Below are 25,372 nucleotides of genomic sequence, written 5' to 3'. Positions count from 1 at the left end.
AATGGGGAAAAAGCGTGTGACTGACATGGTTTGCCAGGTTTTTTTGGCAGCAAATTGTCAGCACGGGTCAAACGCTTTACTAATCTGAAAATGATCAGATTCCCCTGCGGCTTTCCTGTCTACTACAGCTTGGGGCAGTGGGCAGGAAATCAAGTCGCCATGGTTTGTCACGTTCTAAGTTAGCAACCTTGGAGAAAACCCTAAATGGAAACGCAATCCACTTATAACTATAAGGTGGTGCGCCAGTTTGCCATCATGACCGTAGTCTGGGGCATTGTAGGCATGCTGGTGGGCGTCATCATTGCGGCCCAATTGGTGTGGCCGGAGCTCAATTTTGGGCCCTGGTTCCACTTTGGTCGTCTGCGCCCGCTGCACACCAACGCCGTGATTTTCGCCTTTGGCGGTTGCGGCCTGTTTGCCACTTCCTACTACGTCGTGCAGCGCACCTGTAACGTACGACTCATCTCGGACAAGCTTGCCGCCTTTACCTTCTGGGCCTGGCAGCTGATCATCGTCCTTGCTGCCATCACCCTGCCGCTGGGTTATACCTTCGGCAAGGAATACGCCGAACTGGAATGGCCGATCAAACTGATGATCGCCGTGACCTGGGTGGTGTATGCCATTGTTTTCTTCGGCACCATCGCCATCCGCAAGGTAAAGCACATCTATGTAGCCAACTGGTTCTATGGTGCCTTTATCCTGGCAGTAGCCCTGCTGCACATCGTCAACAGCGCCTTCGTACCGGTCTCCCTGACCAAGTCCTACTCCGTGTACGCCGGTGCCGTAGATGCCATGGTGCAATGGTGGTATGGCCATAACGCCGTAGGTTTCTTCCTGACCGCTGCCTTCCTGGGCATGATGTACTACTTCGTGCCGAAGCAGGCTGGCCGTCCGGTTTACTCCTATCGTCTGTCGGTAGTGCACTTCTGGGCGCTGATCTTCACCTATATGTGGGCTGGCCCTCACCACCTGCACTACACCGCACTGCCTGACTGGACCCAGTCGCTGGGCATGGTGTTCTCCCTGGTGCTGCTGGCTCCGAGCTGGGGCGGCATGATCAACGGCATCATGACCCTGTCCGGTGCATGGCACAAACTGCGTACCGATCCGGTACTGAAATTCCTGGTGGTTTCCCTGTCCTTCTACGGTATGTCCACCTTCGAAGGCCCGATGATGTCCATCAAGACCGTCAACGCCCTGTCGCACTACACTGACTGGACCATCGGTCACGTGCACTCCGGCGCCCTGGGCTGGGTAGGCTTCATCACCATCGGTTCCATGTACTACCTGCTGCCGCGTCTGTTTGGCCGCGAATCCATGCACAGCGTGAAACTGATCGAAGCTCACTTCTGGCTGGCTACCGTGGGCGTGGTGCTGTACATCGCCGCACTGTGGATCTCCGGTGTAACCCAGGGCCTGATGTGGCGCGCCCTGAATGCCGACGGCACCCTGACTTACGCCTTTGTTGAAGCCGTAAAAGCAACGTACCCCTACCACTTCGTACGTTTCCTGGGTGGTACGCTGTACCTGAGCGGTATGCTGCTGATGGCCTACAACACCTTCCGCACCGTAGCTGGTGGCCGCGCTGTTGACGCCAAGATCCCGGCTGTTAACGCATCGGCTCACGCTTAAGCGGATAAAGGTAGAAGAACATGGAAAAGATCCAGAAACTGATTGAAGAACACGTAGGCTATCTCATCGTGTTCACGCTGATCGTGATCAGCTTTGCCGGCCTGGTGGAAATCCTGCCGCTGGCATTCCAGAAGTCCACGACCCAGCCGGTTGCAGGCGTCAAGCCTTATACCGCACTGCAGCTGGCTGGCCGTGACATCTACATCCGTGAAGGCTGCTACAACTGCCACTCCCAGATGATCCGTCCCTTCCGCGCCGAAACCGAGCGCTATGGTCACTACTCCGTTGCGGGCGAGTCGGTGTACGACCACCCCTTCCAGTGGGGCTCCAAGCGTACCGGTCCGGACCTGGCCCGTGTAGGCGGTCGCTATTCCGACGAATGGCACCGTGTTCACCTGACCAATCCGCGTGACGTGGTACCGGAATCCAACATGCCGGCTTTCCCGTGGCTGTCCAAGAACCTGGCTGACGCCGAAATCATGCCGAAGAAAATGGAAGCGCTGCGCAGCGTAGGCGTTCCGTATACCGACAAGGATATCGCCGAAGCCAAGGCTCAGGTCGAAGGCAAGTCGGAAATGGATGCCCTGATTGCATACCTGCAGGGCTTGGGTCTTGCACTGAAGAACGTTCGCTAAGTCATGGACTGGGTAACGATTGGGCGCTCTGCCTTTACCGTAATGTGCTTCACCTTCTTCATTCTGGTGTTGTTCATTGCCTACAGCAGGCGCTCAAAGAACCGGTACGATGAAGCGGCCAATGTGCCCTTTCTCGACGACGACAAGGTGCAGGAGGCCGATAACCATGAGTCGGCTTCTAACGGAGCAAAACAATGAGTGATTTCGTAAGCGATTTCTGGGGCATCTGGATCACGGCCATCGTGGTTGCAGGTTTTGTTGGCTTGTCCCTGCTGTTGTTCACCCAATCCAAGACCACGGTCAACAAGGGTGAGCAGGTCAAGACCATGGGTCATGTATGGGATGGCGACCTAGAGGAATACAACCATCCTCTGCCGCGCTGGTGGATGCTGATGTTCTACATCACGCTGATCTTCGGTGCCTGCTATCTGGTGCTCTACCCGGGCCTGGGCAAATGGCAAGGCATTCGTGGCTGGACTTCCGTAGGTCAGTACAAGGAAGAACGCGCACAGGCCGAAGCCAAGTATCAGCCGCTGTATGACAACTACCTGAAGCAGGACCTGAAGGTCGTTGCTGCTGATCCCAAGGCACAGGAAATGGGCAAGCGCCTGTTCCAGACCTACTGCGTACAGTGCCACGGCTCTGATGCACGCGGTGCCAAGGGCTTCCCTAACCTGGTAAACCACGACTGGCTGTATGGTGGCGATCCCAAGACCATCGAAACCACCATTCAGGGTGGTCGTCATGGCCAGATGCCGGCGTGGGGTTCGGTACTGGGTGAAGAGAAGGTCAAGGATGTAGCCAACTACGTGCTGTCGCTTTCGGTTCAGAAGAAGAAGTTTGATGCCGAGCGCGCCGCACGTGGCAAGGAAACCTTTGCCACCATCTGCGCGGCCTGCCATGGTCCGGAAGGCAAGGGCAACCAGCAACTGGGTGCACCGAACCTGACCCACCCGAGCGGAAGCTGGCTGTATGGTGGTACTGAAAAGACCATCATCGAGACCATCACCAATGGTCGCAACAACCAGATGCCGGCCTGGAAGGACTTCCTGGGCGATGCCAAGGTTCACCTGCTGGCAGCCTATGTATGGGGTCTGTCCAATAACGCCAAGGCGCAGTAAGCCTTAGCCGACATACTGCCCGCGCAAGCGGGCAGTATGCTTTATGACAATTAGTATATATTTTGATATAATGAAAACATCGGCAAGAGGCTTGCGCAAAGTCCATGTTAAGAGTGAACTTTGCGAAATCCTCTTCAGGAAAACACCATGTCTGATTCGCTTAAAGATATACCGGTCAAAGTAGAACACACTCCCCCCTCCCCCAAGGCCACACAGGAAACCGTGTCCTTGTACGAGGCACAAAAAAAGATCTACCCGCGTAGCGTCAAAGGGATCTTCAACAACTGGCGTATTCTTTTCGTACTCGGCACCCAGCTTGCCTTCCTCGGTCTGCCATGGCTCACCTGGAATGGCCGCCAGGCACTGTTCTTCGACATGGTGAACCGCAAGTTCTACATCTTCGGCCTGACCATCTGGCCGCAGGACTTCGTTTACCTCGCCGCCCTGCTCATGAGCTGTGCCTTTGGCTTGTTTGTGTGGACCACCATTGCCGGCCGCCTATGGTGCGGCTACTCCTGTCCGCAAACCGTCTACACCGAAATCATGCTGTGGATTGAGCAACTGGTAGAGGGGGACCGCAACAAGCGCATCAAGCTGGACAATGCCCCGATGAGCTTGCGCAAGATCAGGCTCAAATTCACCAAGCACGCATTGATGATCCTGTTCTGCCTGTGGACCGGCTTCTCGCTGGTGGGTTATTTCACCCCCATTCGCGATCTGGTCAAGGCCATGCCCACCTTCGACTATGGCCCGTGGGAAAGCTTCTGGATCTTCTTCTATGCCGGATTCACCTACCTGCTGGCCGGTTTCATGCGCGAGCAAGTATGCAAATACATGTGCCCCTACGCCCGCTTCCAGAGCGTGATGTTCGATGCCGACACCCTGATCATTTCCTATGACGAAGCCCGTGGCGAGCCGCGTGGCTCCCGCAAAAAAGGTGTCGACTTCAAGCAGCAGGGCCTGGGTTCCTGTGTCAATTGCGGCATCTGTGTCCAGGTCTGCCCGGTTGGCATCGACATCCGCAACGGTCTGCAATACGAGTGCATCGGCTGTGCCGCCTGTATCGATGCCTGTGATGAAGTGATGGACAAGGTTGGCTATCCGCGCGGCCTGATCCGCTACACCACGGAAAACGCACTGGAAGGCAAATACCCGGAAAAAGACATCGTCAAACACCTGCGCCGCCCGCGCGTGATCATGTACACGGTGGTGCTGCTGATCGTGCTGGGTGCCGCACTGGGTTCGCTGGCCATGCGCAAGCCCTTCAAGGTGGACATCCTGCGTGACCGTGCCTCGCTGGTGAAGGAGACCGATGCCGGCCTGCTGGAAAATGCCTACATTATCAAGATCATCAACACCACAGAACGCGATCAGGAGTTTAAAATCTCGGTAGACGGCATGCCCGACCTGAAGCTGGAAAGCGACAGCAAGCACCTGAAGGTGAAGGCAACTGAAACCGAAAGCTTCGGTGTACGCGTGCAGGCCGACCCCCAGGTTGCCACCAAGGGCAGCCACGAGATCCACTTCAAGGTAGAAACCGTCAGCAGTCCGGTTCTGCATGTGGAAGAAAAATCCAGCTTCATCGGAGAGTAAGTCATGCAACTGAGCAGTCCTGTTTCGCGCCCCTGGTATAAAGAACCCTGGGTGTGGTTTTTGATCAGCTTTCCGCTGGCTGCCGTCATCGTCGGTTCGCTTTACATCACCACCGCCATCAAGACCGATGACGGCCTGGTCACCGACGATTACTACAACAAGGGCAAGGCCATCAATATGGAACTGCGCCGCGATACGGCTGCTGCCGCCATGGGCATTACCGCCCAGGTCATGTTCAGCAGCGATGGCCGCAGCGTTACCGTCAACACCACCAGCAAACAGGTTCTGCCAGATGTGCTGACCCTGAAGCTGATTCACCCGGCCCAGGATGATTACGACGTGGCCGCCGACCTGCACAAGATTGCCGCCAATCAGTACAGCGGCAGCTTTGGCAAGGAACTGGTCAAGGCCAACCACTGGTATGCCCAGCTGGAAGACAAGAGCAATCAATGGCGGGTACAGTCGGAATGGAAGCCGGAGCAAGGCCCGGTAGTGATGCTGGGCAAGCCCAAGCTGGAGGCCGCGGAATGATGGGCCCCAGCACACGGCGTGGCTTGCTGGCAGCCGGCCTGCTGCTACTCTTGGCTGGCTGTGCCAGCAAGAGTTACCAGCCGCAGTATCTGAATGGCAAAGTCGCGCTGAAAGAACCCATGTCGCTACCGCTGGCCACCACGCTGGTACGGGTACGGCTGGTAGATGACAGCACCCCGGCCGATGCGCCAGCCCGCCTGCTGGCGGAGCAGACACTGGAAAAACCCAAGGCTTTCCCGCTGGACTTTTCCCTGTGCTACGACCAGCATGCCATCCAGACCGGCGGCAACTACAGCATACAGGCACAAGTGTTTGTGGATGGGGAGTTACGCTTGCAAACCCGGGGGCATATCAATGCCTTCTCCACTGCCACCCCTCAGCTGCAGGTTGAGCTGATCAAGTAAGCCCGCCATGGGAACAAAAAAATGGCTGCCACTGGCAGCCATTTTTTATTGCGACAGCGATCAGGCCAAAGGCTTCAGCCGTGCCATGAAATGACGCAGGATGGGCGGTTCATATTCAAAGGTCAGGCCACGCATGCTGGCCGCGCGCTGCTTGACCTCGATCAGGCAGTCGGCGATGTAATCCATATGGTCATTGGTATACACCCGGCGCGGAATGGTCAGCCGCAACAGCTCCAGCGGCGATGCCTCCTGCTCGCCGGTTTGCGGATTGCGCCCCAGCAGCAGCGAACCGATTTCCACCCCACGCACCCCACCTTCCAGATACAACTCACAAGCCAGCACATGCGCCGGAAACTGCCCGGCCGGAATATGCGGCAGCAGGCGCTTGGCATCGACAAACACCGCATGGCCACCAGTCGGATACTGGATGGGCACGCCGCCTGCACGCAGCCGTTCGCCCAGATACTCCACCTGGCTGATGCGATAGGTCAGATAAGCCGGATCCAGGCCCTCTTTCAAACCGATGGCCAGCGCCTCCATATCGCGGCCGGCCAGGCCACCATAAGTGACAAAGCCCTCCATCGGCACACAGCGCACCTGCACTGCACGGAAGAGATCGGCATCGTCCTTGAAGCAGCACAGGCCACCAATATTCACCAGCCCGTCCTTCTTGGCCGACATGGTCAGCATGTCGCCATAACTGAACATTTCCAGCACGATGGCTTCAATGGACTGGCAGGCATAGTCGGGATCGCGCTGGCGGATGAACCAGGCATTTTCAGCAAAACGGGCCGCATCAATGATCACCGGGATGCCATGTTGCCGTGCCAGCGCACTGGCAGCCCGCATATTCGGCATGGACACCGGCTGGCCACCAGCGCTATTGCAGGTCACCGTAATGATCAGCCCGGCAATGTTTTCAGCACCTTCGCTGGCAATGACCTCGGCCAGACGCGGCAAGTCGAAATCGCCTTTCCAGTCATAAGCGGTTTCGGTATCCAGCGCTTGAGGCGTCAGCACATTGATGGCACGGGCGCCGGCAATTTCGACATGCGCCTTGGTGGTATCAAAATGGTAATTGGAAATAAACACCGGCTGGCTGCCACGGCAGCGTTTGACCAACTCGGGGAACAGAATCTGCTCCGCACCACGGCCCTGATGGGTAGGAATGGTGTGCTGGTAGCCAAACAACTCCTTGACCGTGTCGGACAGATGGAAATAGTTGCGGCTGCCGGCATAGGCCTCGTCCCCCATCATCAGACCGGCCCATTGCCGGTCGGACATGGCACCGGTGCCGCTGTCGGTCAGCAGGTCGATATAGACATCTTCGCCACGCAACAGGAAAGGGTTCCAGCCGGCTTCAGCCAGCGCACTGCGGCGATATTCAGGGGTGGTTTGCTTGATCGGTTCCACCATCTTGATGCGGAACGGTTCAGGAATGCGTCGTGCCATGCGTGATACTCCCTGCCCTGGCGCAGGCATAGGCCACAGACGACTATCGCCAGGATAGGGAGTCTGGGCGCAACAAGGCCAAAGCTGTCAATTCAGAATGAAAGAATGAATGCAACAGAACGTAGCCGGCGCGGGGCCGCTACGTGGGGAGATCAACGACGGGGGAAGTCGTAGGCCAGCACGATATCGAGAGTAAACCAGTTTTTCGGCAGGCTGCCGTGGTTGGCAGCCGCCCGGTTCAAGCATGCCAACGTGTTCATGAAACAACACCTTAGTAAAAATCAGAGCCGGATGGCCGAGCCAGATTACTACCAGCCACTGTGGCCGGCAAGAAGATTGTCAACCGGCCATACCGGCAGGTTCATCATCGGGTGGTCGCCGGCAAGTGTTCAGCGCACGATTACCGTATCCGGCAGCTCGTTCACATGCGGACCGTGCGCTGGCGCATGCACGATGAGCAGGGCATGAATGCGCCACAAACCCTGCTGCAAGCCATCCATAAAATCACCCACGGCAAACGACTGCTGCATGCTGGCGCAAATGTCCTGCCAGGCTTGCGCTGGCACCCGACGGTCGATCCCCCGGTCAGCAATGATTTCGATGCGCCGCTCCGCCAGCAGCACATACACCAGCACGCCGCTATTGTGCTCGGTATCCCAGATACGCAGCTGGCCAAACCACTGCAAGGCACGCTCGCGCGCGGTCATGCCATGCAGGGCCTGCCGCCAGTCCAGTGCCGATTCCAGCACAAAGCGCAGCTGTCCGGCATGTTCGCGCTCGGACAAGGCAATCTGCTGCTCCAGCTGTTGCACACTGGCTTGCGGAAACAATCGCCGCGCCTGCCAGCCGGTGCTGCGCAGGTTATGCCATGCTTTTTTCCAATGCCTCATCACCAGTTCCCCGAAGCGCCGCCGCCACCAAAATCTCCACCGCCCCCCGACCAGCCGCCGCCACTGCGGCCACCACCACCGCCACCCCAGCCACCTCCACCACCGCCTCCCAGCACAATGCCATGGCTGCCCAGCAACAGCGCAAACACGGCGGCCAGCGCGCCGGCCAGCAAAGCCAGCAACACGCCGCCGCCCAGCCACAAGGTCAGCACAATGGCCACACAACCGGCAATAAAGCTCCCGACCAGCCGGCCAAACAGCCGGGTGAGCACACCTCCGCCAAACAAGGCAAAAAAGCCCAGTAAGGGCAGATTGTCCTCAATGCTGCCTGCAGCAGGGGCCGTGGATTTGGGCGCTGGCAGCGCTTCGCCCTTGATCAGGCCCTCGATCTGCCCGACTGCCTGCATGATGCCGTCCAGCCTTTGGCCTGCCTGCAATTTGGGCTTGAGCGTATCCTGCAGAATGCGCTTTGCCATAGCGTCCGGAATCGGCCCTTCCAGCCCGCGCCCCACCAGCAGCTGGGTCTGGTGTTCATTGGCCACGATCAGCAACAGCACACCATCGTCCACCCCCTTGCGCCCCAGCTTCCAGCTTTCCATCACGCGGGTACCGTAATCAAAGGGGGTTTCCGGCGCGATGCTCGGCACAATCAGCACCGCCAGCTGGCTACCCTGCTGCTGGTGAAAATCGAGCAGTTGCTGATTGAGCTGCTGCTGCTCGCTGGTACTCAGGAAACCCGCGGTGTCGATCAAGGGCGCACTGGGCGCTGGCAAGGGCTGCTGTGCCAAGACGAATGATCCCGGCACAAGCACGCCCAGCACCGCAGTACATAGCCATAGCAGCCGCCAGAACAGGAGGCGCATGTTTACTGCCCGGCCGAAGCAGGCTGACCAAAGCTCACGGTAGGCGCTGCAGCAATGGCTTTCTCGTTCTCCACGGTAAAGTTTGGCCGCGTTTTCAGGCCAAAGGCCATGGCGGTCAGGTTGCCGGGGAAGGTACGCACCGTGCTGTTATACGACTGGATGGCATCGATATAGCGTTTGCGCGCCAGGGCGATACGGTTTTCCGTGCCCTCCAGCTGCGCCTGCAAATCACGGAAAGCACCATCGGCTTTCAGTTGCGGATAGTTTTCCGACACCACCAGCAGGCGTGACAGTGCCGAACCCAGTTGCTGCTGGGCCGCTGCGTAATCATTCAGCTTTTGCGGATCGGTCGCGGTACTGGCATCCAGCTGGATGCTGCCCACCCGCGAACGCGCCGCCGTAACTTGGGTCAGCACGTCTTTTTCATGGCTGGCGTAGCCTTTCACCGTGTTGACCAGATTGGGAATCAGGTCGGCCCGGCGCTGATACTGGTTGACGACTTCCGACCAGGCCGCGTTGGCCGCCTCGTCCTGGGTCTGCATGGTGTTGTAGCCGCAGCCGGTGAGGCCGGACAGCAGCAACAGGATGATCAGCCACTTTTTCAACATGAAATTCCCTTTCAATTGAAATACTTGCCCAATATCAAACATGGAATATTCGAATAACCTTATAATCACCAACAAGCACGGCAATCCGCAAATAAATATTCCACAACTGCAGATTTAGTCGCTACTATCGCCGCCTGCCAGAAAAACTGGCAATAAAACACTACAACATGTCACCGCAGAGTGACTTCCCCAGCTGCACAAGGAAATCTTTATGACCACCAGATCCCACCCCAAAGGGCTATACCTGCTCTTTGTTACGGAGATGTGGGAGCGCTTCAGCTATTACGGCATGCGCGCCATCTTTGTCCTGTTCATGATCAAGGCCCTGATGTTCGACAAGGCACACGCCGCCGACATCTATGGTACCTATACCGGCTTGGTTTATCTTACACCGCTGATCGGCGGTTATATCGCCGACCGCTACTGGGGCAATCGCCGCTCCATACTGGCGGGCGGGGTGCTGATGGCCTGTGGCCAGTTCCTGCTGTTCTTCTCCGGCAACCTGCACGACAGCAATCTGCAGATGGCTTCCTGGCTGCTGTATGGCGGACTGGGCCTGCTGATTGCCGGCAATGGCCTGTTCAAGCCGAATATTTCCTCCATGGTGGGGCAGCTGTATGCCCCGGACGACAAGCGGGTGGATTCGGCCTTCACCATTTTCTACATGGGCATCAATGCCGGCTCGCTGATCGCACCGCTGATTTGCGGCACGCTGGGCGATACCGGCCATCCGGGTGACTTCAAATGGGGCTTCATGGCCGCTGGTTTCGGCATGCTGCTGAGCCTGCTGGTATTCAGCCTGTTCAAGAACAAATACCTGGTCACCCCCGAGGGCAAGCCCATCGGCATGGCTCCGGCCCGCCACCACGCCAGTGGCGAGAAGGTGGTGCATGCACCACTAACCCGCGTTGAAAAGGAAAGACTGGCGGTCATCCTGCTGGTATCTGCCTTCGTCATCTTCTTCTGGTCCGCCTTCGAACAGGCTGGTGCCTCGCTGACCTTCTTTGCCGAAGAACAGACCAATCGCAGCCTGCTGGGCTTTACCGTACCGGCCTCCTACTTCCAGTCGATCAACCCGATCTCGGTCGTCATCTTCGCCCCGCTGTTCGCCATGCTGTGGACCACGCTGGGCAAGCAGGGCCGCGAGCCGACCTCGCCGGTCAAGATGGCCTGCGGTCTGCTGTTCCTGGCGATCGGCTATCTGGTGATCGCCTTTGGCGTGGATGGGCTGGAGCCCGGCGTCAAGGTCAGCATGCTGTGGCTGGTCAGCCTCTATATGCTGCACACCTTTGGTGAGCTGTGCCTGTCGCCCATCGGCCTGTCGCTGGTGGTCAAGCTGTCGCCAGCCCGCTTTACCAGCCTGATGATGGGTATCTGGTTCCTGTCCAATGCCGCTGCCAACAAGCTGGCCGGCACCCTGTCCGAACTCTATCCGGACCCGGCCAAGCCTGCCCCGCACTTGCTGGGCTACAGCATCAACAATCTGCATGACTTTTTCATGGTGTTTGTCGCCATGGCGGGGGTCGGTTCGCTGATTCTGTTCCTGCTGTCGAGCAAGCTGAAGAAAATGATGCACGGCCTGCAGTAAAACCATGCAGGGCCAATCCGGCCTGCCATCTTGAAACGCCGCCGCAAGGCGGCGTTTTTACATGGGCACGCCCTGGCGCTTAAGACTAAAACAAGGCTGGCATGGTAAGCTGTGCGGGTTTTTTCCGACTCCCCCGGCCGCCCTGCGGCGTGCTGACTGGACTACATGAAACCGTCCTCCGATACCCGCTGGCAACGATTTGCCACCTATGCACTATTTGCCCTGTTGTTGATTCGCCTGCTGGCGATGTGGGCCATTCCGCTGACCGACACCACCGAAGCGCGCTACGCCGAAATCGCCCGCAAGATGCTGGAAACCGGCAACTGGGTGACCTTGTGGCACGACTACGGCGTACCGTTCTGGGCCAAGCCACCGCTATCCACCTGGACCTCGGCCGCCAGCATGGGGCTGTTTGGTGTCAACCCGCTAGCCGCCCGCCTGCCCGCATTGCTGCTGTCCCTAGCCGTGCTGTGGCTGGTAGCCGATGCCGCCAGGCAACGCCTCGGGCGTGATGCCGCGCTGGCCAGCACGCTCATTCTGGCCGGCAGCCTGCTGTTCTTCGGTGCAGCGGGCACGGTCATGACCGACCCGGCGCTGATGTTCTGCGTGGCACTGGCGCAACTGGCGTTCTGGCATGCCATGCAAGGGCGCGGCCGGCACTGGAACTACCTGTTTTTCGTCGGCCTGGGCCTGGGCCTGCTGGCCAAGGGACCGCTAGCCATTGTATTGGTCGGCATGCCGATCTTTGTCTGGACCTTGCTGCGCAACGAATGGAAAGCCCTGTGGCAGCGCCTGCCATGGATCAGCGGCAGCCTGCTGATGCTGGCCATTGCCCTGCCCTGGTATTTGCTGGCCGAATACCGCACACCGGGTTTTCTCAATTACTTCATCATGGGCGAGCATGTCAGCCGCTTTCTGGACCCGGGCTGGAAGGGCGACAAGTATGGCTATGCCCACGCCACGCCGCGCGGCATGATCTGGCTGTACTGGCTGGGGGCGATCTTTCCGTGGTCGCTGGCCATGCTGGTCTGGCTGGCAGGCCATGGCAAGCAGGCAGTCGGCCTGAGCAAGGATGGCGACGGCTGGCGGCTGTATATGCTGCTGTGGAGCCTGATGACACTGCTGTTCTTCACCATCTCCGGCAATATCATCTTCCCCTATCCGCTGCCCATGCTGCCGGGTTGTGCCCTGCTGTTTGCCACGCTGTGGCAAGCTGGACGCCAGCCCGGACAGGGCAGCAGCCTGCCCTGGCTGGCCCTGGTTTCCGGGCTGCTGCTGCTGATTGCTGTCGGCCTGCAATGGAGCCAGGGGCAACGTTACTTCCGCACCCAGCAGCAGGTCATCGCCGCCTGGCAACAGCAACCAGCTGTCGCGGGCAGCAAGCTGATCTACTGGGATAGCCGCCGCGAGTTTTCCGCCGAGTTCTACAGCGAGGGCAAGGTGATCACCACCAACAAGCCCGATCAACTGCTGCAGCTGCTGGCCGACCAACACAACCGCTTCATCGTCACCGAGCAGCGCGACCTGCCCAGCCTGCCGGCCGCCGTGGCCGCCCGCTTCCAGCCGCTGGCCAGCTTTGAAGTGATGAAAGACCACATGCTGCTGTTACGCGCCAAGGGCGCCGACAGCGCACCATGACAAGCAAGGAGACGCCGATGACCGCTACGCCACCCAGCGCCTTCGTACCACCCTATCTGCTGCAGCAACGCGCCGCAGACCGCCCGGCTGATCCGCTGGTCAGCTGCATCCTGCCGGCTTACAACGAGAGCGAAAACATCGTTCCCATGCTGCAAACCCTGCATGGCCTGCTGAGCGAGGCCGGTTTCCGCCATGAATTCATCGTGGTGGATGACGGTAGCCGCGACGATACCGTAGAGCAGGTGATGAGCCAGATCGAGCTGCTGCCGGTCACCCTGCTGCAGCTGTCGCGCAATTTCGGCAAGGAACTGGCGCTCACCGCCGGCATCGACCATGCCCATGGCGATGTGGCCGTGCTGATCGACAGCGACTTCCAGCATCCGCCGGAAATGGTGCCGGAATTCCTGCGCCAGTGGCGTGCCGGCTACGACATGGTCTATAGCGTGCGCTCCAGCCGGGACAATGAAACCCTGGGCAAGCGGCTGTTCACCCGCGTGTTCTACACCCTGCTCAACAGCGGGGCGCGCCACAAGATTCCGGAAAACACCCAGGACTTCCGTGTGATGGACCGCTGCGTACTGGAAGCCTTGCGCCAGATGCCGGAGCGCAACCGCTTCATGAAGGGCCTGTATAACTGGGTGGGCTTTACCCAGCTGCCAGTGGAAACGCATACCAAGGAACGGCGGGCGGGCAAGAGCAGCTTCAACTTCTTCAGCCTGCTCAATCTGGGGCTGACCGGGCTGACTGCCTTTTCCAATGTGCCGCTGCGCATGTGGACGCTGATTGGCAGCGCCATCTCGCTGGCCTCCATCCTGTATGCCAGCTGGGAGCTGATCCACACCCTGCTGTTCGGTAACGACCAGCCAGGCTGGCCCACGCTGGCGGTGGCCATTTCCTTTCTTGGCGGGGTACAGCTGCTGTCCATCGGTATTCTGGGCGAGTACATCGGCCGCATCTTCAGTGAAGTGAAACAGCGCCCCATCTATCTGCTCAGCCGCATCAGCCGCGCCGAACAGGACAAACCATGAAGCGTGAGCTGTTCTGGTTTGGCGTGGTGGGCGTCAGCGCCATGCTGGCGCACTTCCTGCTGGTGGCCTGCCTGCTGGTGCCGGCCGGCCTGCCGCCATTGCTGGCCAATATCGTCGCCTTTCTGCTGGCTTTCCAGATCAGCTACTGGGGACATCGCCACAAAACCTTCGAGGCCGGCCATGTGCCGCACCGCCAGGCATTGCCGCGCTTCTTCATGGTGTCCTGCCTCAGCTTTGCCCTGAACGAAGCCATGTATTTCCTGCTCTTGCACTTTACCGCGCTGGATTACCGCATCGCCTTGCTGATCGTGCTGGGCAGCGTGGCCGTGTTCACCTTTGTCCTGAGCAAGCTGTGGGCTTTCTCGGGCAAGGCACAGCCGGTATGAGCAGCCGCCGCCTCACCCTGTGTGCGGATGACTTTGCCCAGTCACCGGCCATCAGCCAGGGCATTCTCGATTTGCTGCAGGCAGGCCGCCTGTCCGCCACCAGCGTGATGACACAGTCGCCGCACTGGCCCGGCATGGCCGCGCCGCTGTCCGAGCTGCAACAGCAAGCCGACATCGGCCTACATTTCAATCTCACCCATGATTTCGCCAACGGGCCGCAGCTGATCAAGCCCTTGTCGCACTGGCTGCTGCTCAGCCAGTTACGCCAGCTGCCCTATCAGGCCTTGCTGGACAGCCTGCTGCGCCAGATCGACCTGTTCAGCCAGCATCTGGGCCGCCTGCCGGACTTTATCGACGGCCACCAGCATGTCCATGCGCTGCCAGTGGTGCGCGACGCCCTGTTCGCCGCCATTGCCCTGCGCTGGCCGGCCGGACAGCGGCCCTATCTGCGCGCGCCAGACCACTTGGGCCACCCGGGCGACAGCCGCCTGAAAGCGGTGGTATTGCAAGCGGTATGTCGCGGCTTTGCCCAGGCGGCCAGCCAGCACGGCCTGGTGTGCAATCGCTGGTTTGCCGGCCTGTATGCGCTACAAGCGGAAGCGGGCTTTGCCACGCTGATGCAGCAATGGCTACAAGCCTGCCCGGATGGTGGCCTGATGATGTGTCACCCCGGCCTGCCGGCAGACGATGCCAGCGATCCGATCGCCGCTGCCCGCGCCGTGGAATACGGTTATCTGGGCAGCACAGTCTTTGCGGATGCCTGCCGTGCGGCCGGCATCGAACTGGGGAAGTTCAGCAATTAAAGGCGGGGCCAGGCCAGCGCCCACGGGGTTGCGGCCTCACGGGCCATGCAGGCCTGCAAGGCCGGGCTGACAAACTGCTCGCCCTGATCCGGGGGACAGACAAAGGCGAAATCCTCGCCATCCAGACTGAAGCGCAAGGCATAGGCATGCAGATAGCCACGATCGGCCGCACTGCCGCCATACAGGGTATCGCCCAGAATCGGAGCTGATTGCGACTTCAGCGCCACGCGCAGCTGATGGGTCTTGCCACTATGTGGCCGCAACAAGAACAAGCGCAGGCCAGGCTGCACCGAAAAGCTGAAAAACTGGGTGATCGCCGGATTGGCCTGGCTACCCAGCAGGCGCCACGCTCCGCCCCGCCCCTTGTCCATATCGCCCTTGATCAGCCCCTGTTTTTTCTGCGGCTTGCGATCAGACAGCGCCAGATAGTATTTCTCCACCTGATGTGCGGCAAAGGCTGCGCCCAGCTGGCTGGCCACCTCGCTGGAACGCGCCAGCAGGATCAGCCCCGAGGTAATGCGATCCAGCCGGTGCACCGGCCACAGCGCCTCGTCCGCTAGCTCCGCCCGCACGCCATCCAGCAAGCCAGCCTCTGCGCCCTCGCGATGGAAACTCACACCGGCATGCTTGTTGATCAGGTAAAACCGTGGGTCGGTATGCAGCAGGGTAAACATGGCCAGAAACACCAGCAGGACAAAGCCGGCATTCTACCCGCTCAGCAGGGATCGCTGGTTTTTTGCTGGGCTTCCATGCGCAGTTTCTTGCGGATCTCGGCGTCGCGGAAACGCTTTTTCTGCTCGTCGGTGTCCAGGCTCAGGGGCGGCACCGCCACCGCCTTGCCATCCTCGAAGGCCACCATGGTGAAGTAGCAGCTATTGGTATGGCGCACACTACGCCGTTGGATATCCTCGGCCACCACCTTGATGCCGATTTCCATCGACGTCCGGCCTACATGGTTGACGCTGGCCATGAAGGTGACCAGTTCGCCCACATGGATGGGCTGCTTGAACAGCACCTGATCCACCGACAGTGTCACCACATAGCGTCCGGCATAGCGGCTGGCACAGGCATACGCCACCTGGTCCAGCAGCTTGAGCAATACCCCGCCGTGCACATTGCCGGAAAAATTGGCCATATCCGGCATCATCAATACTGACATCACCAGTTCACGCTGGTTTTCCTGTGCTGCCTGATCTTGCATATCCCTGCTTTCCTTAGCGTTATTGATTGCGCGGCTTGCTGCTCGGCCAGCCCGTGCCTGCTGTCCCGCCCGGACCTCGATAGCCTGTGCTGGCCGGATCCACCGCAGCAATGGCCGTCATTCTGCCGCAGCAAGCGCGCACTGTCGCGCACGCCATGCGGCTCATGCCCGGCACCGGCCAGAAATCACGGCCGCCCAGCAGCAGCCATGCAGGCATCACGCAGGCAGCATGAATTGATGCAGGCAAGCCACAAGCACCGGCAACATCCAGCTAATAATCTTTGTATTCAATGAATTGAGCCCGGCCATGCACTACACTGAAAATGTTCAGGATGGTGCAAATCATGAGCATTTCTTCCCTCTCCGCCAGTACTGGCTACTCGATTAGCAGTAGCTTGCAACACGGCCCGGCATGCAACTGCCCGGCGTGTACGGCTGCACGCATGGCCTCAATCGCCACCCCGGTCGCCGGCGTGACACCGCCCTCCCCTTCAGCCATTTACAGTGGCAAGCCGCTCAGCCCCGACCAGCAAAAGCAGCTGGACGAACTGCGTTCGCGCGATGCCGATGTGCGCCAGCACGAGCAAGCCCACATGGCGACTGGTGGTGCCCTGGTAAGCGGCGGGGCCAACTACAGCTATCAGGAAGGCCCGGATGGCAAGCAATATGCCATCGGTGGCGAAGTGAGCATCCGGCTGAGCAGCGGTCAGACGCCGCAGGAAACGCTGAGCAATGCCAAACAGGTGGTCGCCGCTGCGCTCGCCCCCACCGACCCTTCCGGCCAGGACCGGGCGGTGGCCGCAGAAGCCGAACAAATGGCGCAGCAGGCCCAGTCCGAAATCGACAAACAGCAGCAACAGCAAGTGCAGCAAGCCCAGCACAACCCCGCCATCGATACCGCCAAGGCGATTTTTGCCGCCATCGCCCACCCGCAGCCCAGCAGCAAGGGCAATGCGGTCGACACCTTTGCCTGATCACCTGCTTACGATCTACCCAGGCAACAATTCATCCCCGGACAGCGACCTCGTATTAGAATGCCTGCTTTGCACCATGCGGGCCTCTGCGGCCAGCATGGTGGTCCAGTTTCCGGAGATGTTTTGATGATGAATCGCCTGTCGCAGCCAGCCATGCTGTGTACGCTGGTGCTGGCTATCGCCACCAGTGCCTGCACCACCAACCCGCAAACCGGCCAGACCGAAATCAACAAGGCGGCACTGTACGGCATTGGCGGTGCGGTGACCTGCGGCCTGATTGGTGCGGCCACCCACGGCAGCGTTGGCGCCCGCAACTCGGCACTGGCCTGCGGCGCCATCGGTGCCGGCGTTGGTGCTTATATGGACAATCAGGAACAGAAACTGCGGGAAAAACTGGCCAATACCAGGATAGGAGTCGAGCGCGTAGGTAATCAGATCAAGCTGTCGCTGCCGGACAACGTCACCTTTGCCACCAACAGCTTCCAGCTGGGTAGCGCCGCGCAGCAGCCGCTGAGCGATATCGCTGCTGTGCTGGTGCAGTACGCCAACACCAGTATTACCGTGGCCGGGCATACCGACAGCACCGGGCCGGCTGCCTATAATCAGACCCTGTCGGAAAAGCGCGCCCAGGCCGTTACCGACCTGCTGGCGACCAAGGGCGTCAATACCGTACGTATCCGCACCATGGGCTTTGGCCCCAGCCAGCCGATCGCCAGCAATGCCACCGTAGAAGGCCGCAGCAAGAACCGCCGCGTGGAAGTGCTGATTGCGCCGGATCAGGCAGCACAGTAAAACGTGGATCGCCCCTCAAAGACCACACCCGGCCCTGCCGGGTGTTTTGCTGTAACGGGCGGACACCGCAAAAAAATGGGCTGACCGGATAGGGTCAGCCCGAACAACGCTCGTGTGGGAGTACAACAAGAGGAGAGACACCACACACCACTCCCGATGGCATGGGCTTACTACAGAGAAATCTTAGGTCTGGTCCGTATCACACAAACCAGGCAATCAGTGGGGCAGCAAATACCGTAGCAATGCCACCCAGCATCATGGTCAAGCTGGCGACCACACCCTCTTCCGCCCCCAGCTCATTGGCCTTGGCAGTGCCGGCACCATGTGCAGCAGCACCCAGCAAGGCCCCTTTGGCCAGACGCGACCGCAGTGGCAGCAGCATCAGCATCACTTCACCCAGCAGCATGCCAGCCACACCGGTGATCACCACGAATACCGCGGTCAGATCGGGCGAGGCACCGATGCTGGATGCCGTCGCCAGGGCAAACGGCGTGCTGATCGACCGTGGCGCCAGGCTTTTCTGCAGCAGCTCGGACAAACCGAAGGCCCGTGCCAGCCACACCGAACTCAATACCGCCACCGGCATGGCCACCAGTACACCGCAACTAAGCGACAAGGCATGTTTGCGGATCACCTGACGCTGCTCATAAATCGGGATGGCAAACGCCACCGTAGCCGGGCCAAGCAACCAGCTCAGCCAGTGCGTATCCTGAAAATAGGTGTGATAGGGAATATGCCCCACCACCACCGCGCCAATCACCAGCAAGGGCACCGCCAGCAAGGGCGCGCTCCACCAGTTGCCAGTACGCCGGTACTGCTTTTTTGCCAGCCAGTACAACAGCAGCGTCAGCACCAGACAGCCAAAAGCCAGCAGGTTTTCCATCTCAGGACACTCCATGCTGTCGCTTGCGCCGCTTCAGCAGGATTTCAAACTTGTAGCCGGCATCCACCACCAGCGAAGTCACCGTCATCACCAGCACAGTAGACAGCAAGATCACCAGCACGATGCGCAAGCCGATACTGCCCAGCAGCTGCGGATACTGCACCACGGCCACGGTGGCCGGAATGAAAAACAGCAGCATCTCGGCCAGCAGCCAGCGCGCCCCGCTCTTGCACCAGGACAGCGGCAACCAGCCCAGGGCCAGTGCAGCCAGCACCAGAAACATGCCCAGCACACCAGCGGGCACCGCTGGCAGCCAGTAATGGCTGAGGCGGCTGGCCAGCAACCACACCAGACTGAGCAGCACAACTTGCGACAGTGTGGACAGGCTTTGCTTGACGGCAATGTTCGGCAGGTTTTTCATGATCCGGTCACTCCGCAACCAGGAAACGTGAATCGAGTATAGTCGCCGCCATTTCATTCAAAAAATGAATTAAAATTATCAAACTCATTCTTGTATGGAATCAATCATGGATGTTCGGGCACTGCGCTACTTTGTCGAAGTGGTAAAACGGCACAGTTTCACCAAGGCAGCAGAAGCCTTGTTTGTCACCCAGCCCACCATCAGCAAGATGGTGAAGCAGCTGGAAGAAGAATTGGGCACCCCGCTCATCATTCGCGAGGGCCGCAGCTTCCGGCTCAGCGATGCCGGCAAGGTGGCGTTCGAGCGCGGGCTGGATGTGCTGTCGGCCATGAGCCAGCTCAAGAACGAGCTGAATGACCTGGCCGGGCTCTCCAGTGGCGAGCTGGTAGTCGGCCTGCCACCCATGGTGGGCGTGGCTTTTTTCGCGCCGGTGGTCAGCACCTTTCGCGAACGCTACCCCGGCATCGAGCTGAAAATGGTGGAAGACGGTGCGCTGGCCATCGAAAACAGCGTACGCAGTGGCGAACTGGAAATCGGCGTGGCGGTACTGCCGGTGGACAACAGCATTTTTCAGCAATTTGCCGTGGTGCGCGACCCGCTATGCCTGGTAGCCCCGGCCGGCTCGCCCTGGCATGGCCGTTCGATAGTCACCCTGCCCGATATCGCCGACCAGGACTTCGTGCTGTATCCGGAAGACTTCACCCTGTCCAGCCGCATCAGCCATGCCTTCCGCGAGATGGGCAAGCCGCTCAATATTGTCGGGCGCAGCGCACACTGGGACTTTATCGTTGAACTGGTCACCGCCCGGCTGGGGATTACCCTGCTGCCACGCTCGGTGGTGGAAAGGCTGGACCGGGAACTCTACGACGTGATTCCGGTATCCAACCCCTGGCTGATCTGGCATCTGGCGCTGATCTGGCAGCAGGGCAGCTATCTGTCGCATGCGGCACGCGCCTGGATCGCCGTTACCCAGGAAGTACTGGGTGGCCTGCAATAACCCTCAAGGAACGCACATGAAACACTGCCTTGCCCTGCTCGTTTGCCTGTGGCTGGCCGGCTGCAGCACGCTGGGCCTGCAAAAGCCGCAGGTCAGCCTGGTTGACATCCATCCAGCCGCATCCACCCTGCTGGAACAGAACTTCGATGTCACCCTGCGGCTGCAGAACCCCAACAGACTGCCACTGAGCGCCAGCGGACTGAGCTTTGATCTGGATGTCGCCGGCAACCGCCTGGCCAGCGGCCTCAGCAACCAGGCTATCGCCGTACCGGCACTGGGCGAAGCTGAAATCACCGTGCGGGTACATACCTCCACCCTGAGCTGGCTGAGGCAGCTGGGCAAGGCAGTGAATGGCCCGGGCAAGCTCGATTACCAGTTGCAGGGACGGCTGGAGGGCTTGCAAGGCGTGGCCAGCCTGCCCTTCAGCAGCAGCGGCGAATGGAAGCTGCCCTGAAGCGGTTTACTGACGGGGTACCGCCACGCAGTCATTGCCGTCAAAGCTGACGGACTCCACCAGCTGGGTTTTGCTGTTCACCACAAAATTGGTGGTGCAGCTGTAGTGCTGGATGCCGCCACCGCTGGTGCCGTCATAGACCCAGCGCCCCGGCGTTTCGATCACCCGGCTCTGGCCGTTTTCCGTCACGGTGAAGCGGCTGCCCGGTTCGAAGCGGCGGTTGTCAAAATACGGCTGCTGCTGGGTATAGGACTTGCTGTAGGTATACAGCGTATTGCCATTGGGCATGGTCATGCTCTTGTTGGGTGCACCCCATACTGCCAGCAATTCATTGGCATCCCGCCCCTGCCAGTAGTAAGCCTTCTGGGCATAGCCTTCCCGGCTGGGAAAACTGCCGCAGGCACTGGTGAGCAACACCAGCAGACAAAGCCATTTGCGCATGACAATCCTTTCTTTGCATCATGAAGTTGCGCTGATAGACCTGATGCAAACAGCGCAGTTCAGCCGGCACGGGTAGCAGGAAGCTGCATTCTAGCGCAAAAAGAAAACGCCACCCGAGGGTGGCGTTTTAGTGTACGGCTATCCGCTAAGGGATTAGATCATGCCCTTGCTTTTCAGCAGTTCGAACATGGTCTTGCCGATTTCGGCCGGGCTGCGGGTGTAGGCAATGCCTGCACGCTCGAAAGCCTTGAACTTCTCTTCGGCTGTACCCTTGCCGCCAGAGATGATGGCACCGGCGTGGCCCATGCGCTTGCCCTTGGGAGCAGTCACACCGGCGATGTAGCCGACTACCGGCTTGGTCACGTAGGCCTTGGCAAATTCAGCTGCTTCTTCTTCAGCGGTACCACCGATTTCACCGATCATCACGATGGCGTCGGTATCCGGATCGTCCTGGAACAGTTTCAGGGCGTCGATGTGGCTGGTACCCGGGATCGGGTCGCCGCCGATACCGATGCAGGTGGACTGACCCAGACCCAGGGCGGTGGTTTGTGCCACGGCTTCGTAGGTCAGGGTGCCGGAACGGGACACGATACCGATGCGGCCCGGATTGTGGATATGCCACGGCATGATGCCGATCTTGCACTCACCCGGGGTAATGATACCCGGGCAGTTCGGGCCGATCAGGCGGATGCCGGCTTCGTCCACGGCCTTTTTCACGTACAGCATGTCCAGGGTGGGCACGCCTTCGGTGATGCAGACAATCAGCTTCACGCCGCTGTCGATGGCTTCCAGGATGGAATCCTTGGCAAAAGCTGCCGGTACGTAGATGACCGAGGCATCAGCCTGGGTTTGACGCACGGCGTCCTTCATGGTGTTGAACACCGGCAGGCCCAGATGCTCGGAACCGCCCTTGCCCGGGGTCACGCCACCCACTACCTTGGTGCCAACCTTCAGTGCCTGTTCGGCGTGGAAGGTACCGTTCTTGCCGGTGAAACCTTGCACCAGCACTTTGGTGTCTTTGTTTACCAATACGCTCATTTTGAAATCCTTATGCGGTGCAGGTGATTAAAGCGCAGCAACGGCAGCAACGATCTTCTCGGCTGCGTCGTTCAGGCCCTGGGCGGAAACCAGCTTCAGGCCGGAGTCATCCAGAATCTTGGCGCCCAATTCGGCGTTGTTGCCTTCCAGGCGCACAACGACCGGCACGGTCACGTTTACTTCCTTCACCGCAGCGATGATGGCTTCGGCAATCATGTCGCAGCGAACGATGCCGCCGAAGATGTTGATCAGCACGCCCTTGACCGAATCATCGGCCAGGATCAGCTTGAAGGCTTCGATCACGCGGTCCTTGGTCGCACCACCACCCACGTCCAGGAAGTTGGCCGGCTGGCCACCCTTCAGCTTGATGATGTCCATGGTGGCCATGGCCAGGCCAGCACCGTTCACCATGCAGCCGATATTGCCTTCCAGGGCTACGTAGTTCAGGTCGAACTCGGAAGCTTTCACTTCGCGTTCGTTTTCCTGCGACTTGTCGCGCTGGGCCAGCAGGGCCGGGTGACGGTACAGGGCGTTGGAGTCCAGGTTGATCTTGCCATCAACGCAGGCCAGTTCGCCGTTTTCACGCAGCGCCAGCGGGTTTACTTCGAACAGGGCGAAATCGTTTTCCACGAAAGCCTGGTAAGCACCCAGCATCAGCTTGCTGAAAGCAGCAATCTGCGAACCGGACAGACCCAGGGCAAAAGCGGCATCACGCGCCTGGAAGGGCTGCATGCCCACCAGCGGGTTGATTTCGATCTTGATGATCTTTTCCGGGGTTTCTTCGGCTACTTTTTCGATTTCCACGCCGCCTTCGGTGGAGACCATGAACACAACGCGCTGGCTGCCACGGTCCACTACGGCGCCCAGGTACAGTTCACGCTGTACCGGGTACATGTCTTCGCACACCAACACGCTGTTGACCGGCTGGCCAGCGGCATCGGTCTGGTAGGTCACCAGATTGATACCGATCAGGCTCTTGGCAACTTCAGCGGCTTCTTCGCGGCTCTTCACCACTTTGACACCACCGGCCTTGCCACGGCCACCGGCATGCACCTGGGCCTTGACGACGGCAAACTTGCCGCCCAGTTTGTCATAAGCGGCAGCGGCTTCTTCCGGCGTAGTGGCCAGAATGCCCTGTTGTACCGGCAAGCCGTATTTGGCCAGCAGCTCTTTCGCTTGGTATTCGTGCAGGTTCATCTATGGTTTCCTTTCGGTGGAAATGATGGCGGGGCCCTGTCTGGCCAACGTCTCTATTCCTTGGTCGCTTCCTCAACCCTAATGTATCGGGGCGAACCTGTTCTCGCGGCAGGTCCTGCCCCATACCCTCTTTTGGGCCGTGTGAATTGTACACGGCCCCACGGCAATTAGCCGTGCAATGCGCGCTTGTCAGCAGCCAGCGCCGCTTCGTGTACCACTTCCGACAGGCTCGGATGGGCGTGCACGATGCGCGCCAGGTCTTCACTGGCGGCCTTGAATTCCATCGATACCACGCCTTCGGTCACCAGCTCGGACACCATCGGGCCGATCATGTGCAGGCCGAGGATGCGGTCGGTCTTGGCATCAGCCAGGATCTTCACCGTGCCCTGTGCCTGACCCAGACCCAGCGCGCGACCGTTGGCAGCAAAACCGGAAGTACCCTTCTTGTATTCGATGCCTTCAGCCTTGAGCTGCTCTTCGGTCTTGCCTACCCAGGCGATTTCCGGCGAGGTGTAGATCACCCACGGAATCACGCCGAAATCGACATGCGGCTTCTGGCCGGCGATACGCTCTGCCACGGCCACGCCTTCTTCGGAAGCCTTGTGCGCCAGCATCGGGCCACGTACCACGTCGCCAATCGCCCAGATACCCGGCAGATTGGTGTGGCAGTGGTCGTCCACGGCAACAAAACCACGCTCGTCCAGTTGCAGGCCAACAGCCTCGGCACCCAGACCGGCAGTGTTCGGCACGCGACCGATGGAAACGATCAGCTTATCAAACTCGGCAGCCACGGCTTCGCCGTTCAGCTCGTAGTGAACGGTAACGTGTTTCTTGGTGGCCTTGATTTCGCCAATCTTCACGCCCAGCTTGATATCCAGACCGGTGTCCTTGGTCAGGGTCTTGAAGGCTTCCTTGGCGATCTGCTGGTCGGCAGCGCCGAGGAAGGTCGGTGCGGCTTCCAGAATGGTCACTTCCGCGCCCAGACGCTTCCACACACTACCCATTTCCAGGCCGATCACACCAGCGCCGATCACACCCAGGCGCTTCGGTACGGCGGTCAGCGCCAGTGCGCCTTCGTTGTCCAGCACCATGTGGTTGTCGGTAGCCAGGCCCGGCAGCTGACGCGGGCTGGAACCGGTGGCGATGATGACGTTGGTCGCTTCCAGCGTGTCCACCACGGCACCATTGTCGGTGACTTCAATCAGCCACTTGTCGCCCTGACGGCCCTTGAGGGCGGCCAGGCCATGGATGTTGGCAACCTTGTTCTTCTTAAACAGGAAGCTGATACCCGCGGCGTTCTTGGTGATGATGCCGGTCTTGCGCTCCAGCATGGCGGCCACGTCCATCTTGGCACCGGACACGGTGATGCCGTGCTTGGCAAAGTCGTGCTGTACCGCGTGGAAGTTTTCCGAGGACTGCAGCAGTGCCTTGGACGGGATGCAACCCACGTTCAGGCAGGTGCCACCCAGCGAAGGCTTGCCTTCCGGGTTCTTGAAGGCATCCACGCAAGCGGTATTGAAACCCAGCTGGGCTGCACGAATGGCAGCCACATAACCGCCGGGGCCGCCGCCGATAACGACGACATCAAACTGTTGGCTCATTGATTTTCCTTGATCAGAACTTGCCGACCTTGAACAGCAAGATCCCGAAAGCAATCATGAACACGGCGATGATGAGCTTGCCCACCAGGCTGTAGCGGTCTTCGCGAATACCGCGCTGATGCTTCTTCCAGGTCAGTACCGCAATGGCCACACCAGCCAGGATGGAAGCTACCGCATACAGCCAATCAGGCAAAATCATCA

The 25,372-nt window shown here is 59.5% G+C and carries 29 protein-coding genes; 16 read left to right on the top strand and 13 right to left on the bottom strand.

Features of this window, described 5'->3' with window-relative positions:
- Nucleotides 1–204: 204 nt before the first annotated feature.
- The 7 genes from ccoN to EAY64_RS08290 all read left to right on the top strand — a co-directional run bounded on the left by ccoN (nucleotide 205) and on the right by EAY64_RS08290 (nucleotide 5,916).
- Complete coding sequence (gene ccoN, locus EAY64_RS08320; protein WP_103524302.1) at nucleotides 205–1,632, top strand: cytochrome-c oxidase, cbb3-type subunit I; 1,428 nt, start codon at nucleotides 205–207, stop codon at nucleotides 1,630–1,632.
- Nucleotides 1,633–1,652: 20 nt separating this feature from the next.
- Nucleotides 1,653–2,267 (top strand): cytochrome-c oxidase, cbb3-type subunit II, encoded by a 615-nt coding sequence (gene ccoO, locus EAY64_RS08315; RefSeq protein ID WP_059285217.1) that lies wholly within the window; start codon nucleotides 1,653–1,655, stop codon nucleotides 2,265–2,267.
- Between the two features lie 3 nt (nucleotides 2,268–2,270).
- On the top strand, nucleotides 2,271–2,465 hold the full coding sequence (locus tag EAY64_RS08310) for a cbb3-type cytochrome oxidase subunit 3 (protein WP_045845631.1): 195 nt from the start codon (nucleotides 2,271–2,273) through the stop codon (nucleotides 2,463–2,465).
- On the top strand, nucleotides 2,462–3,388 hold the full coding sequence (ccoP, locus tag EAY64_RS08305; RefSeq protein WP_103524301.1) for a cytochrome-c oxidase, cbb3-type subunit III: 927 nt from the start codon (nucleotides 2,462–2,464) through the stop codon (nucleotides 3,386–3,388). The genes EAY64_RS08310 and ccoP overlap by 4 nt, the downstream gene beginning before the upstream one ends.
- 147 nt (nucleotides 3,389–3,535) lie before the next feature.
- Complete coding sequence (gene ccoG / locus EAY64_RS08300; RefSeq protein WP_103524300.1) at nucleotides 3,536–4,981, top strand: cytochrome c oxidase accessory protein CcoG; 1,446 nt, start codon at nucleotides 3,536–3,538, stop codon at nucleotides 4,979–4,981.
- Nucleotides 4,982–4,984: 3 nt separating this feature from the next.
- Entirely contained in the window at nucleotides 4,985–5,512 is a 528-nt protein-coding gene (locus EAY64_RS08295) for a FixH family protein (protein ID WP_103524299.1), read from the top strand.
- Nucleotides 5,509–5,916, top strand: coding sequence for a YbaY family lipoprotein (locus tag EAY64_RS08290; protein ID WP_158604641.1), 408 nt, complete (start codon nucleotides 5,509–5,511; stop codon nucleotides 5,914–5,916). Before EAY64_RS08295 ends, EAY64_RS08290 begins: the two co-directional genes overlap by 4 nt.
- A 60-nt stretch (nucleotides 5,917–5,976) precedes the next feature.
- Here EAY64_RS08290 and EAY64_RS08285 read toward each other — a convergent pair whose 3' ends face one another.
- From EAY64_RS08285 to EAY64_RS08270, 4 genes are all read right to left on the bottom strand, one after another.
- A complete protein-coding gene (locus tag EAY64_RS08285; RefSeq protein WP_103524297.1) occupies nucleotides 5,977–7,368 on the bottom strand; it encodes a tryptophanase in 1,392 nt (463 codons plus the stop codon).
- A gap of 389 nt (nucleotides 7,369–7,757) precedes the next feature.
- Nucleotides 7,758–8,258, bottom strand: a complete 501-nt coding sequence (locus EAY64_RS08280) for a TPM domain-containing protein (RefSeq protein ID WP_103524296.1) — start codon at nucleotides 8,256–8,258, stop codon at nucleotides 7,758–7,760.
- Nucleotides 8,258–9,121 carry a TPM domain-containing protein gene (locus tag EAY64_RS08275; protein WP_103524295.1) on the bottom strand — a complete coding sequence of 288 codons (864 nt, stop codon included), beginning with the start codon at nucleotides 9,119–9,121 and terminating at the stop codon, nucleotides 8,258–8,260. Before EAY64_RS08275 ends, EAY64_RS08280 begins: the two co-directional genes overlap by 1 nt.
- A 2-nt stretch (nucleotides 9,122–9,123) precedes the next feature.
- The gene (locus EAY64_RS08270) at nucleotides 9,124–9,729 is read right to left on the bottom strand and encodes a LemA family protein (RefSeq protein WP_103524294.1); all 606 of its coding nucleotides are present in this window, start codon (nucleotides 9,727–9,729) and stop codon (nucleotides 9,124–9,126) included.
- Nucleotides 9,730–9,940: 211 nt separating this feature from the next.
- Between EAY64_RS08270 and EAY64_RS08265 the strand changes: the two genes are divergently transcribed.
- The 5 genes from EAY64_RS08265 to EAY64_RS08245 all read left to right on the top strand — a co-directional run bounded on the left by EAY64_RS08265 (nucleotide 9,941) and on the right by EAY64_RS08245 (nucleotide 15,172).
- Nucleotides 9,941–11,317 carry a peptide MFS transporter gene (locus tag EAY64_RS08265; protein ID WP_103524293.1) on the top strand — a complete coding sequence of 459 codons (1,377 nt, stop codon included), beginning with the start codon at nucleotides 9,941–9,943 and terminating at the stop codon, nucleotides 11,315–11,317.
- A 165-nt stretch (nucleotides 11,318–11,482) separates the two neighbouring features.
- Nucleotides 11,483–12,955: an ArnT family glycosyltransferase gene (locus EAY64_RS08260; RefSeq protein ID WP_103524292.1), complete on the top strand. Its 1,473-nt coding sequence runs from the start codon at nucleotides 11,483–11,485 to the stop codon at nucleotides 12,953–12,955.
- A 17-nt stretch (nucleotides 12,956–12,972) separates the two neighbouring features.
- Entirely contained in the window at nucleotides 12,973–13,983 is a 1,011-nt protein-coding gene (locus EAY64_RS08255) for a glycosyltransferase family 2 protein (protein WP_103524291.1), read from the top strand.
- Nucleotides 13,980–14,369 (top strand): GtrA family protein, encoded by a 390-nt coding sequence (locus tag EAY64_RS08250; protein ID WP_103524290.1) that lies wholly within the window; start codon nucleotides 13,980–13,982, stop codon nucleotides 14,367–14,369. The genes EAY64_RS08255 and EAY64_RS08250 overlap by 4 nt, the downstream gene beginning before the upstream one ends.
- Nucleotides 14,366–15,172, top strand: a complete 807-nt coding sequence (locus EAY64_RS08245) for a ChbG/HpnK family deacetylase (protein WP_103524289.1) — start codon at nucleotides 14,366–14,368, stop codon at nucleotides 15,170–15,172. The genes EAY64_RS08250 and EAY64_RS08245 overlap by 4 nt, the downstream gene beginning before the upstream one ends.
- Here the strand turns inward: EAY64_RS08245 and EAY64_RS08240 are convergent.
- Nucleotides 15,169–15,846, bottom strand: a complete 678-nt coding sequence (locus tag EAY64_RS08240; RefSeq protein ID WP_103524325.1) for a TIGR01621 family pseudouridine synthase — start codon at nucleotides 15,844–15,846, stop codon at nucleotides 15,169–15,171. The genes EAY64_RS08245 and EAY64_RS08240 overlap by 4 nt on opposite strands.
- Before the next feature lie 41 nt (nucleotides 15,847–15,887).
- Complete coding sequence (locus EAY64_RS08235; RefSeq protein WP_059287108.1) at nucleotides 15,888–16,373, bottom strand: acyl-CoA thioesterase; 486 nt, start codon at nucleotides 16,371–16,373, stop codon at nucleotides 15,888–15,890.
- A 344-nt stretch (nucleotides 16,374–16,717) separates the two neighbouring features.
- On the opposite strand from EAY64_RS08235, the gene EAY64_RS08230 reads away from it, so the two are divergent.
- Both EAY64_RS08230 and EAY64_RS08225 read left to right on the top strand, forming a co-directional pair.
- Nucleotides 16,718–17,347, top strand: coding sequence for a putative metalloprotease CJM1_0395 family protein (locus EAY64_RS08230; protein WP_158604640.1), 630 nt, complete (start codon nucleotides 16,718–16,720; stop codon nucleotides 17,345–17,347).
- A gap of 129 nt (nucleotides 17,348–17,476) precedes the next feature.
- Nucleotides 17,477–18,139, top strand: a complete 663-nt coding sequence (locus tag EAY64_RS08225) for a YiaD family glycine zipper/OmpA-like lipoprotein (RefSeq protein WP_199105093.1) — start codon at nucleotides 17,477–17,479, stop codon at nucleotides 18,137–18,139.
- 199 nt (nucleotides 18,140–18,338) lie between these two features.
- Here the strand turns inward: EAY64_RS08225 and EAY64_RS08220 are convergent, their stop codons facing one another.
- Both EAY64_RS08220 and EAY64_RS08215 read right to left on the bottom strand, forming a co-directional pair.
- On the bottom strand, nucleotides 18,339–19,022 hold the full coding sequence (locus tag EAY64_RS08220; protein WP_103524287.1) for an LrgB family protein: 684 nt from the start codon (nucleotides 19,020–19,022) through the stop codon (nucleotides 18,339–18,341).
- A 1-nt stretch (nucleotide 19,023) separates the two neighbouring features.
- On the bottom strand, nucleotides 19,024–19,443 hold the full coding sequence (locus EAY64_RS08215; protein ID WP_103524286.1) for a CidA/LrgA family protein: 420 nt from the start codon (nucleotides 19,441–19,443) through the stop codon (nucleotides 19,024–19,026).
- Nucleotides 19,444–19,549: 106 nt separating this feature from the next.
- Between EAY64_RS08215 and EAY64_RS08210 the strand changes: the two genes are divergently transcribed.
- Nucleotides 19,550–20,440, top strand: coding sequence for a LysR family transcriptional regulator (locus EAY64_RS08210; protein ID WP_103524285.1), 891 nt, complete (start codon nucleotides 19,550–19,552; stop codon nucleotides 20,438–20,440).
- Between the two features lie 16 nt (nucleotides 20,441–20,456).
- Complete coding sequence (locus EAY64_RS08205) at nucleotides 20,457–20,894, top strand: LEA/WHy family protein (RefSeq protein ID WP_103524284.1); 438 nt, start codon at nucleotides 20,457–20,459, stop codon at nucleotides 20,892–20,894.
- Nucleotides 20,895–20,900: 6 nt separating this feature from the next.
- Here EAY64_RS08205 and EAY64_RS08200 read toward each other — a convergent pair whose 3' ends face one another.
- The 5 genes from EAY64_RS08200 to EAY64_RS08180 all read right to left on the bottom strand — a co-directional run bounded on the left by EAY64_RS08200 (nucleotide 20,901) and on the right by EAY64_RS08180 (nucleotide 25,370).
- On the bottom strand, nucleotides 20,901–21,335 hold the full coding sequence (locus EAY64_RS08200) for a hypothetical protein (protein WP_103524283.1): 435 nt from the start codon (nucleotides 21,333–21,335) through the stop codon (nucleotides 20,901–20,903).
- A 153-nt stretch (nucleotides 21,336–21,488) separates the two neighbouring features.
- Nucleotides 21,489–22,373 carry a succinate--CoA ligase subunit alpha gene (gene sucD / locus EAY64_RS08195; RefSeq protein ID WP_103524282.1) on the bottom strand — a complete coding sequence of 295 codons (885 nt, stop codon included), beginning with the start codon at nucleotides 22,371–22,373 and terminating at the stop codon, nucleotides 21,489–21,491.
- 27 nt (nucleotides 22,374–22,400) lie between these two features.
- Nucleotides 22,401–23,570 carry an ADP-forming succinate--CoA ligase subunit beta gene (sucC, locus tag EAY64_RS08190; protein ID WP_103524281.1) on the bottom strand — a complete coding sequence of 390 codons (1,170 nt, stop codon included), beginning with the start codon at nucleotides 23,568–23,570 and terminating at the stop codon, nucleotides 22,401–22,403.
- A gap of 167 nt (nucleotides 23,571–23,737) precedes the next feature.
- Nucleotides 23,738–25,171 (bottom strand): dihydrolipoyl dehydrogenase, encoded by a 1,434-nt coding sequence (gene lpdA, locus EAY64_RS08185; RefSeq protein ID WP_103524280.1) that lies wholly within the window; start codon nucleotides 25,169–25,171, stop codon nucleotides 23,738–23,740.
- Between the two features lie 13 nt (nucleotides 25,172–25,184).
- Nucleotides 25,185–25,370 (bottom strand): hypothetical protein, encoded by a 186-nt coding sequence (locus EAY64_RS08180; protein WP_103524279.1) that lies wholly within the window; start codon nucleotides 25,368–25,370, stop codon nucleotides 25,185–25,187.
- Nucleotides 25,371–25,372 lie beyond the last annotated feature (2 nt).

This window comes from Aquitalea palustris, assembly GCF_003693445.1.
In the GTDB taxonomy this organism is placed as follows: Bacteria; Pseudomonadota; Gammaproteobacteria; order Burkholderiales; family Chromobacteriaceae; genus Aquitalea; species Aquitalea palustris.
Note: the sequence above shows the minus strand (reverse complement) of the source record. Positions and strands in the feature narration are given on the sequence as shown.

Bases quoted from the DNA above. Each gene is read 5' to 3' on its own strand.
- ccoN (WP_103524302.1), top strand. From the start codon at position 205: ATGGAAACGCAATCCACTTATAACTATAAGGTGGTGCGCCAGTTTGCC.
- ccoO (WP_059285217.1), top strand. From the start codon at position 1,653: ATGGAAAAGATCCAGAAACTGATTGAAGAACACGTAGGCTATCTCATC.
- EAY64_RS08310 (WP_045845631.1), top strand. From the start codon at position 2,271: ATGGACTGGGTAACGATTGGGCGCTCTGCCTTTACCGTAATGTGCTTC.
- ccoP (WP_103524301.1), top strand. From the start codon at position 2,462: ATGAGTGATTTCGTAAGCGATTTCTGGGGCATCTGGATCACGGCCATC.
- ccoG (WP_103524300.1), top strand. From the start codon at position 3,536: ATGTCTGATTCGCTTAAAGATATACCGGTCAAAGTAGAACACACTCCC.
- EAY64_RS08295 (WP_103524299.1), top strand. From the start codon at position 4,985: ATGCAACTGAGCAGTCCTGTTTCGCGCCCCTGGTATAAAGAACCCTGG.
- EAY64_RS08290 (WP_158604641.1), top strand. From the start codon at position 5,509: ATGATGGGCCCCAGCACACGGCGTGGCTTGCTGGCAGCCGGCCTGCTG.
- EAY64_RS08285 (WP_103524297.1), bottom strand. From the start codon at position 7,368: ATGGCACGACGCATTCCTGAACCGTTCCGCATCAAGATGGTGGAACCG.
- EAY64_RS08280 (WP_103524296.1), bottom strand. From the start codon at position 8,258: ATGAGGCATTGGAAAAAAGCATGGCATAACCTGCGCAGCACCGGCTGG.
- EAY64_RS08275 (WP_103524295.1), bottom strand. From the start codon at position 9,121: ATGCGCCTCCTGTTCTGGCGGCTGCTATGGCTATGTACTGCGGTGCTG.
- EAY64_RS08270 (WP_103524294.1), bottom strand. From the start codon at position 9,729: ATGTTGAAAAAGTGGCTGATCATCCTGTTGCTGCTGTCCGGCCTCACC.
- EAY64_RS08265 (WP_103524293.1), top strand. From the start codon at position 9,941: ATGACCACCAGATCCCACCCCAAAGGGCTATACCTGCTCTTTGTTACG.
- EAY64_RS08260 (WP_103524292.1), top strand. From the start codon at position 11,483: ATGAAACCGTCCTCCGATACCCGCTGGCAACGATTTGCCACCTATGCA.
- EAY64_RS08255 (WP_103524291.1), top strand. From the start codon at position 12,973: ATGACCGCTACGCCACCCAGCGCCTTCGTACCACCCTATCTGCTGCAG.
- EAY64_RS08250 (WP_103524290.1), top strand. From the start codon at position 13,980: ATGAAGCGTGAGCTGTTCTGGTTTGGCGTGGTGGGCGTCAGCGCCATG.
- EAY64_RS08245 (WP_103524289.1), top strand. From the start codon at position 14,366: ATGAGCAGCCGCCGCCTCACCCTGTGTGCGGATGACTTTGCCCAGTCA.
- EAY64_RS08240 (WP_103524325.1), bottom strand. From the start codon at position 15,846: ATGTTTACCCTGCTGCATACCGACCCACGGTTTTACCTGATCAACAAG.
- EAY64_RS08235 (WP_059287108.1), bottom strand. From the start codon at position 16,373: ATGCAAGATCAGGCAGCACAGGAAAACCAGCGTGAACTGGTGATGTCA.
- EAY64_RS08230 (WP_158604640.1), top strand. From the start codon at position 16,718: ATGAGCATTTCTTCCCTCTCCGCCAGTACTGGCTACTCGATTAGCAGT.
- EAY64_RS08225 (WP_199105093.1), top strand. From the start codon at position 17,477: ATGAATCGCCTGTCGCAGCCAGCCATGCTGTGTACGCTGGTGCTGGCT.
- EAY64_RS08220 (WP_103524287.1), bottom strand. From the start codon at position 19,022: ATGGAAAACCTGCTGGCTTTTGGCTGTCTGGTGCTGACGCTGCTGTTG.
- EAY64_RS08215 (WP_103524286.1), bottom strand. From the start codon at position 19,443: ATGAAAAACCTGCCGAACATTGCCGTCAAGCAAAGCCTGTCCACACTG.
- EAY64_RS08210 (WP_103524285.1), top strand. From the start codon at position 19,550: ATGGATGTTCGGGCACTGCGCTACTTTGTCGAAGTGGTAAAACGGCAC.
- EAY64_RS08205 (WP_103524284.1), top strand. From the start codon at position 20,457: ATGAAACACTGCCTTGCCCTGCTCGTTTGCCTGTGGCTGGCCGGCTGC.
- EAY64_RS08200 (WP_103524283.1), bottom strand. From the start codon at position 21,335: ATGCGCAAATGGCTTTGTCTGCTGGTGTTGCTCACCAGTGCCTGCGGC.
- sucD (WP_103524282.1), bottom strand. From the start codon at position 22,373: ATGAGCGTATTGGTAAACAAAGACACCAAAGTGCTGGTGCAAGGTTTC.
- sucC (WP_103524281.1), bottom strand. From the start codon at position 23,570: ATGAACCTGCACGAATACCAAGCGAAAGAGCTGCTGGCCAAATACGGC.
- lpdA (WP_103524280.1), bottom strand. From the start codon at position 25,171: ATGAGCCAACAGTTTGATGTCGTCGTTATCGGCGGCGGCCCCGGCGGT.
- EAY64_RS08180 (WP_103524279.1), bottom strand. From the start codon at position 25,370: ATGATTTTGCCTGATTGGCTGTATGCGGTAGCTTCCATCCTGGCTGGT.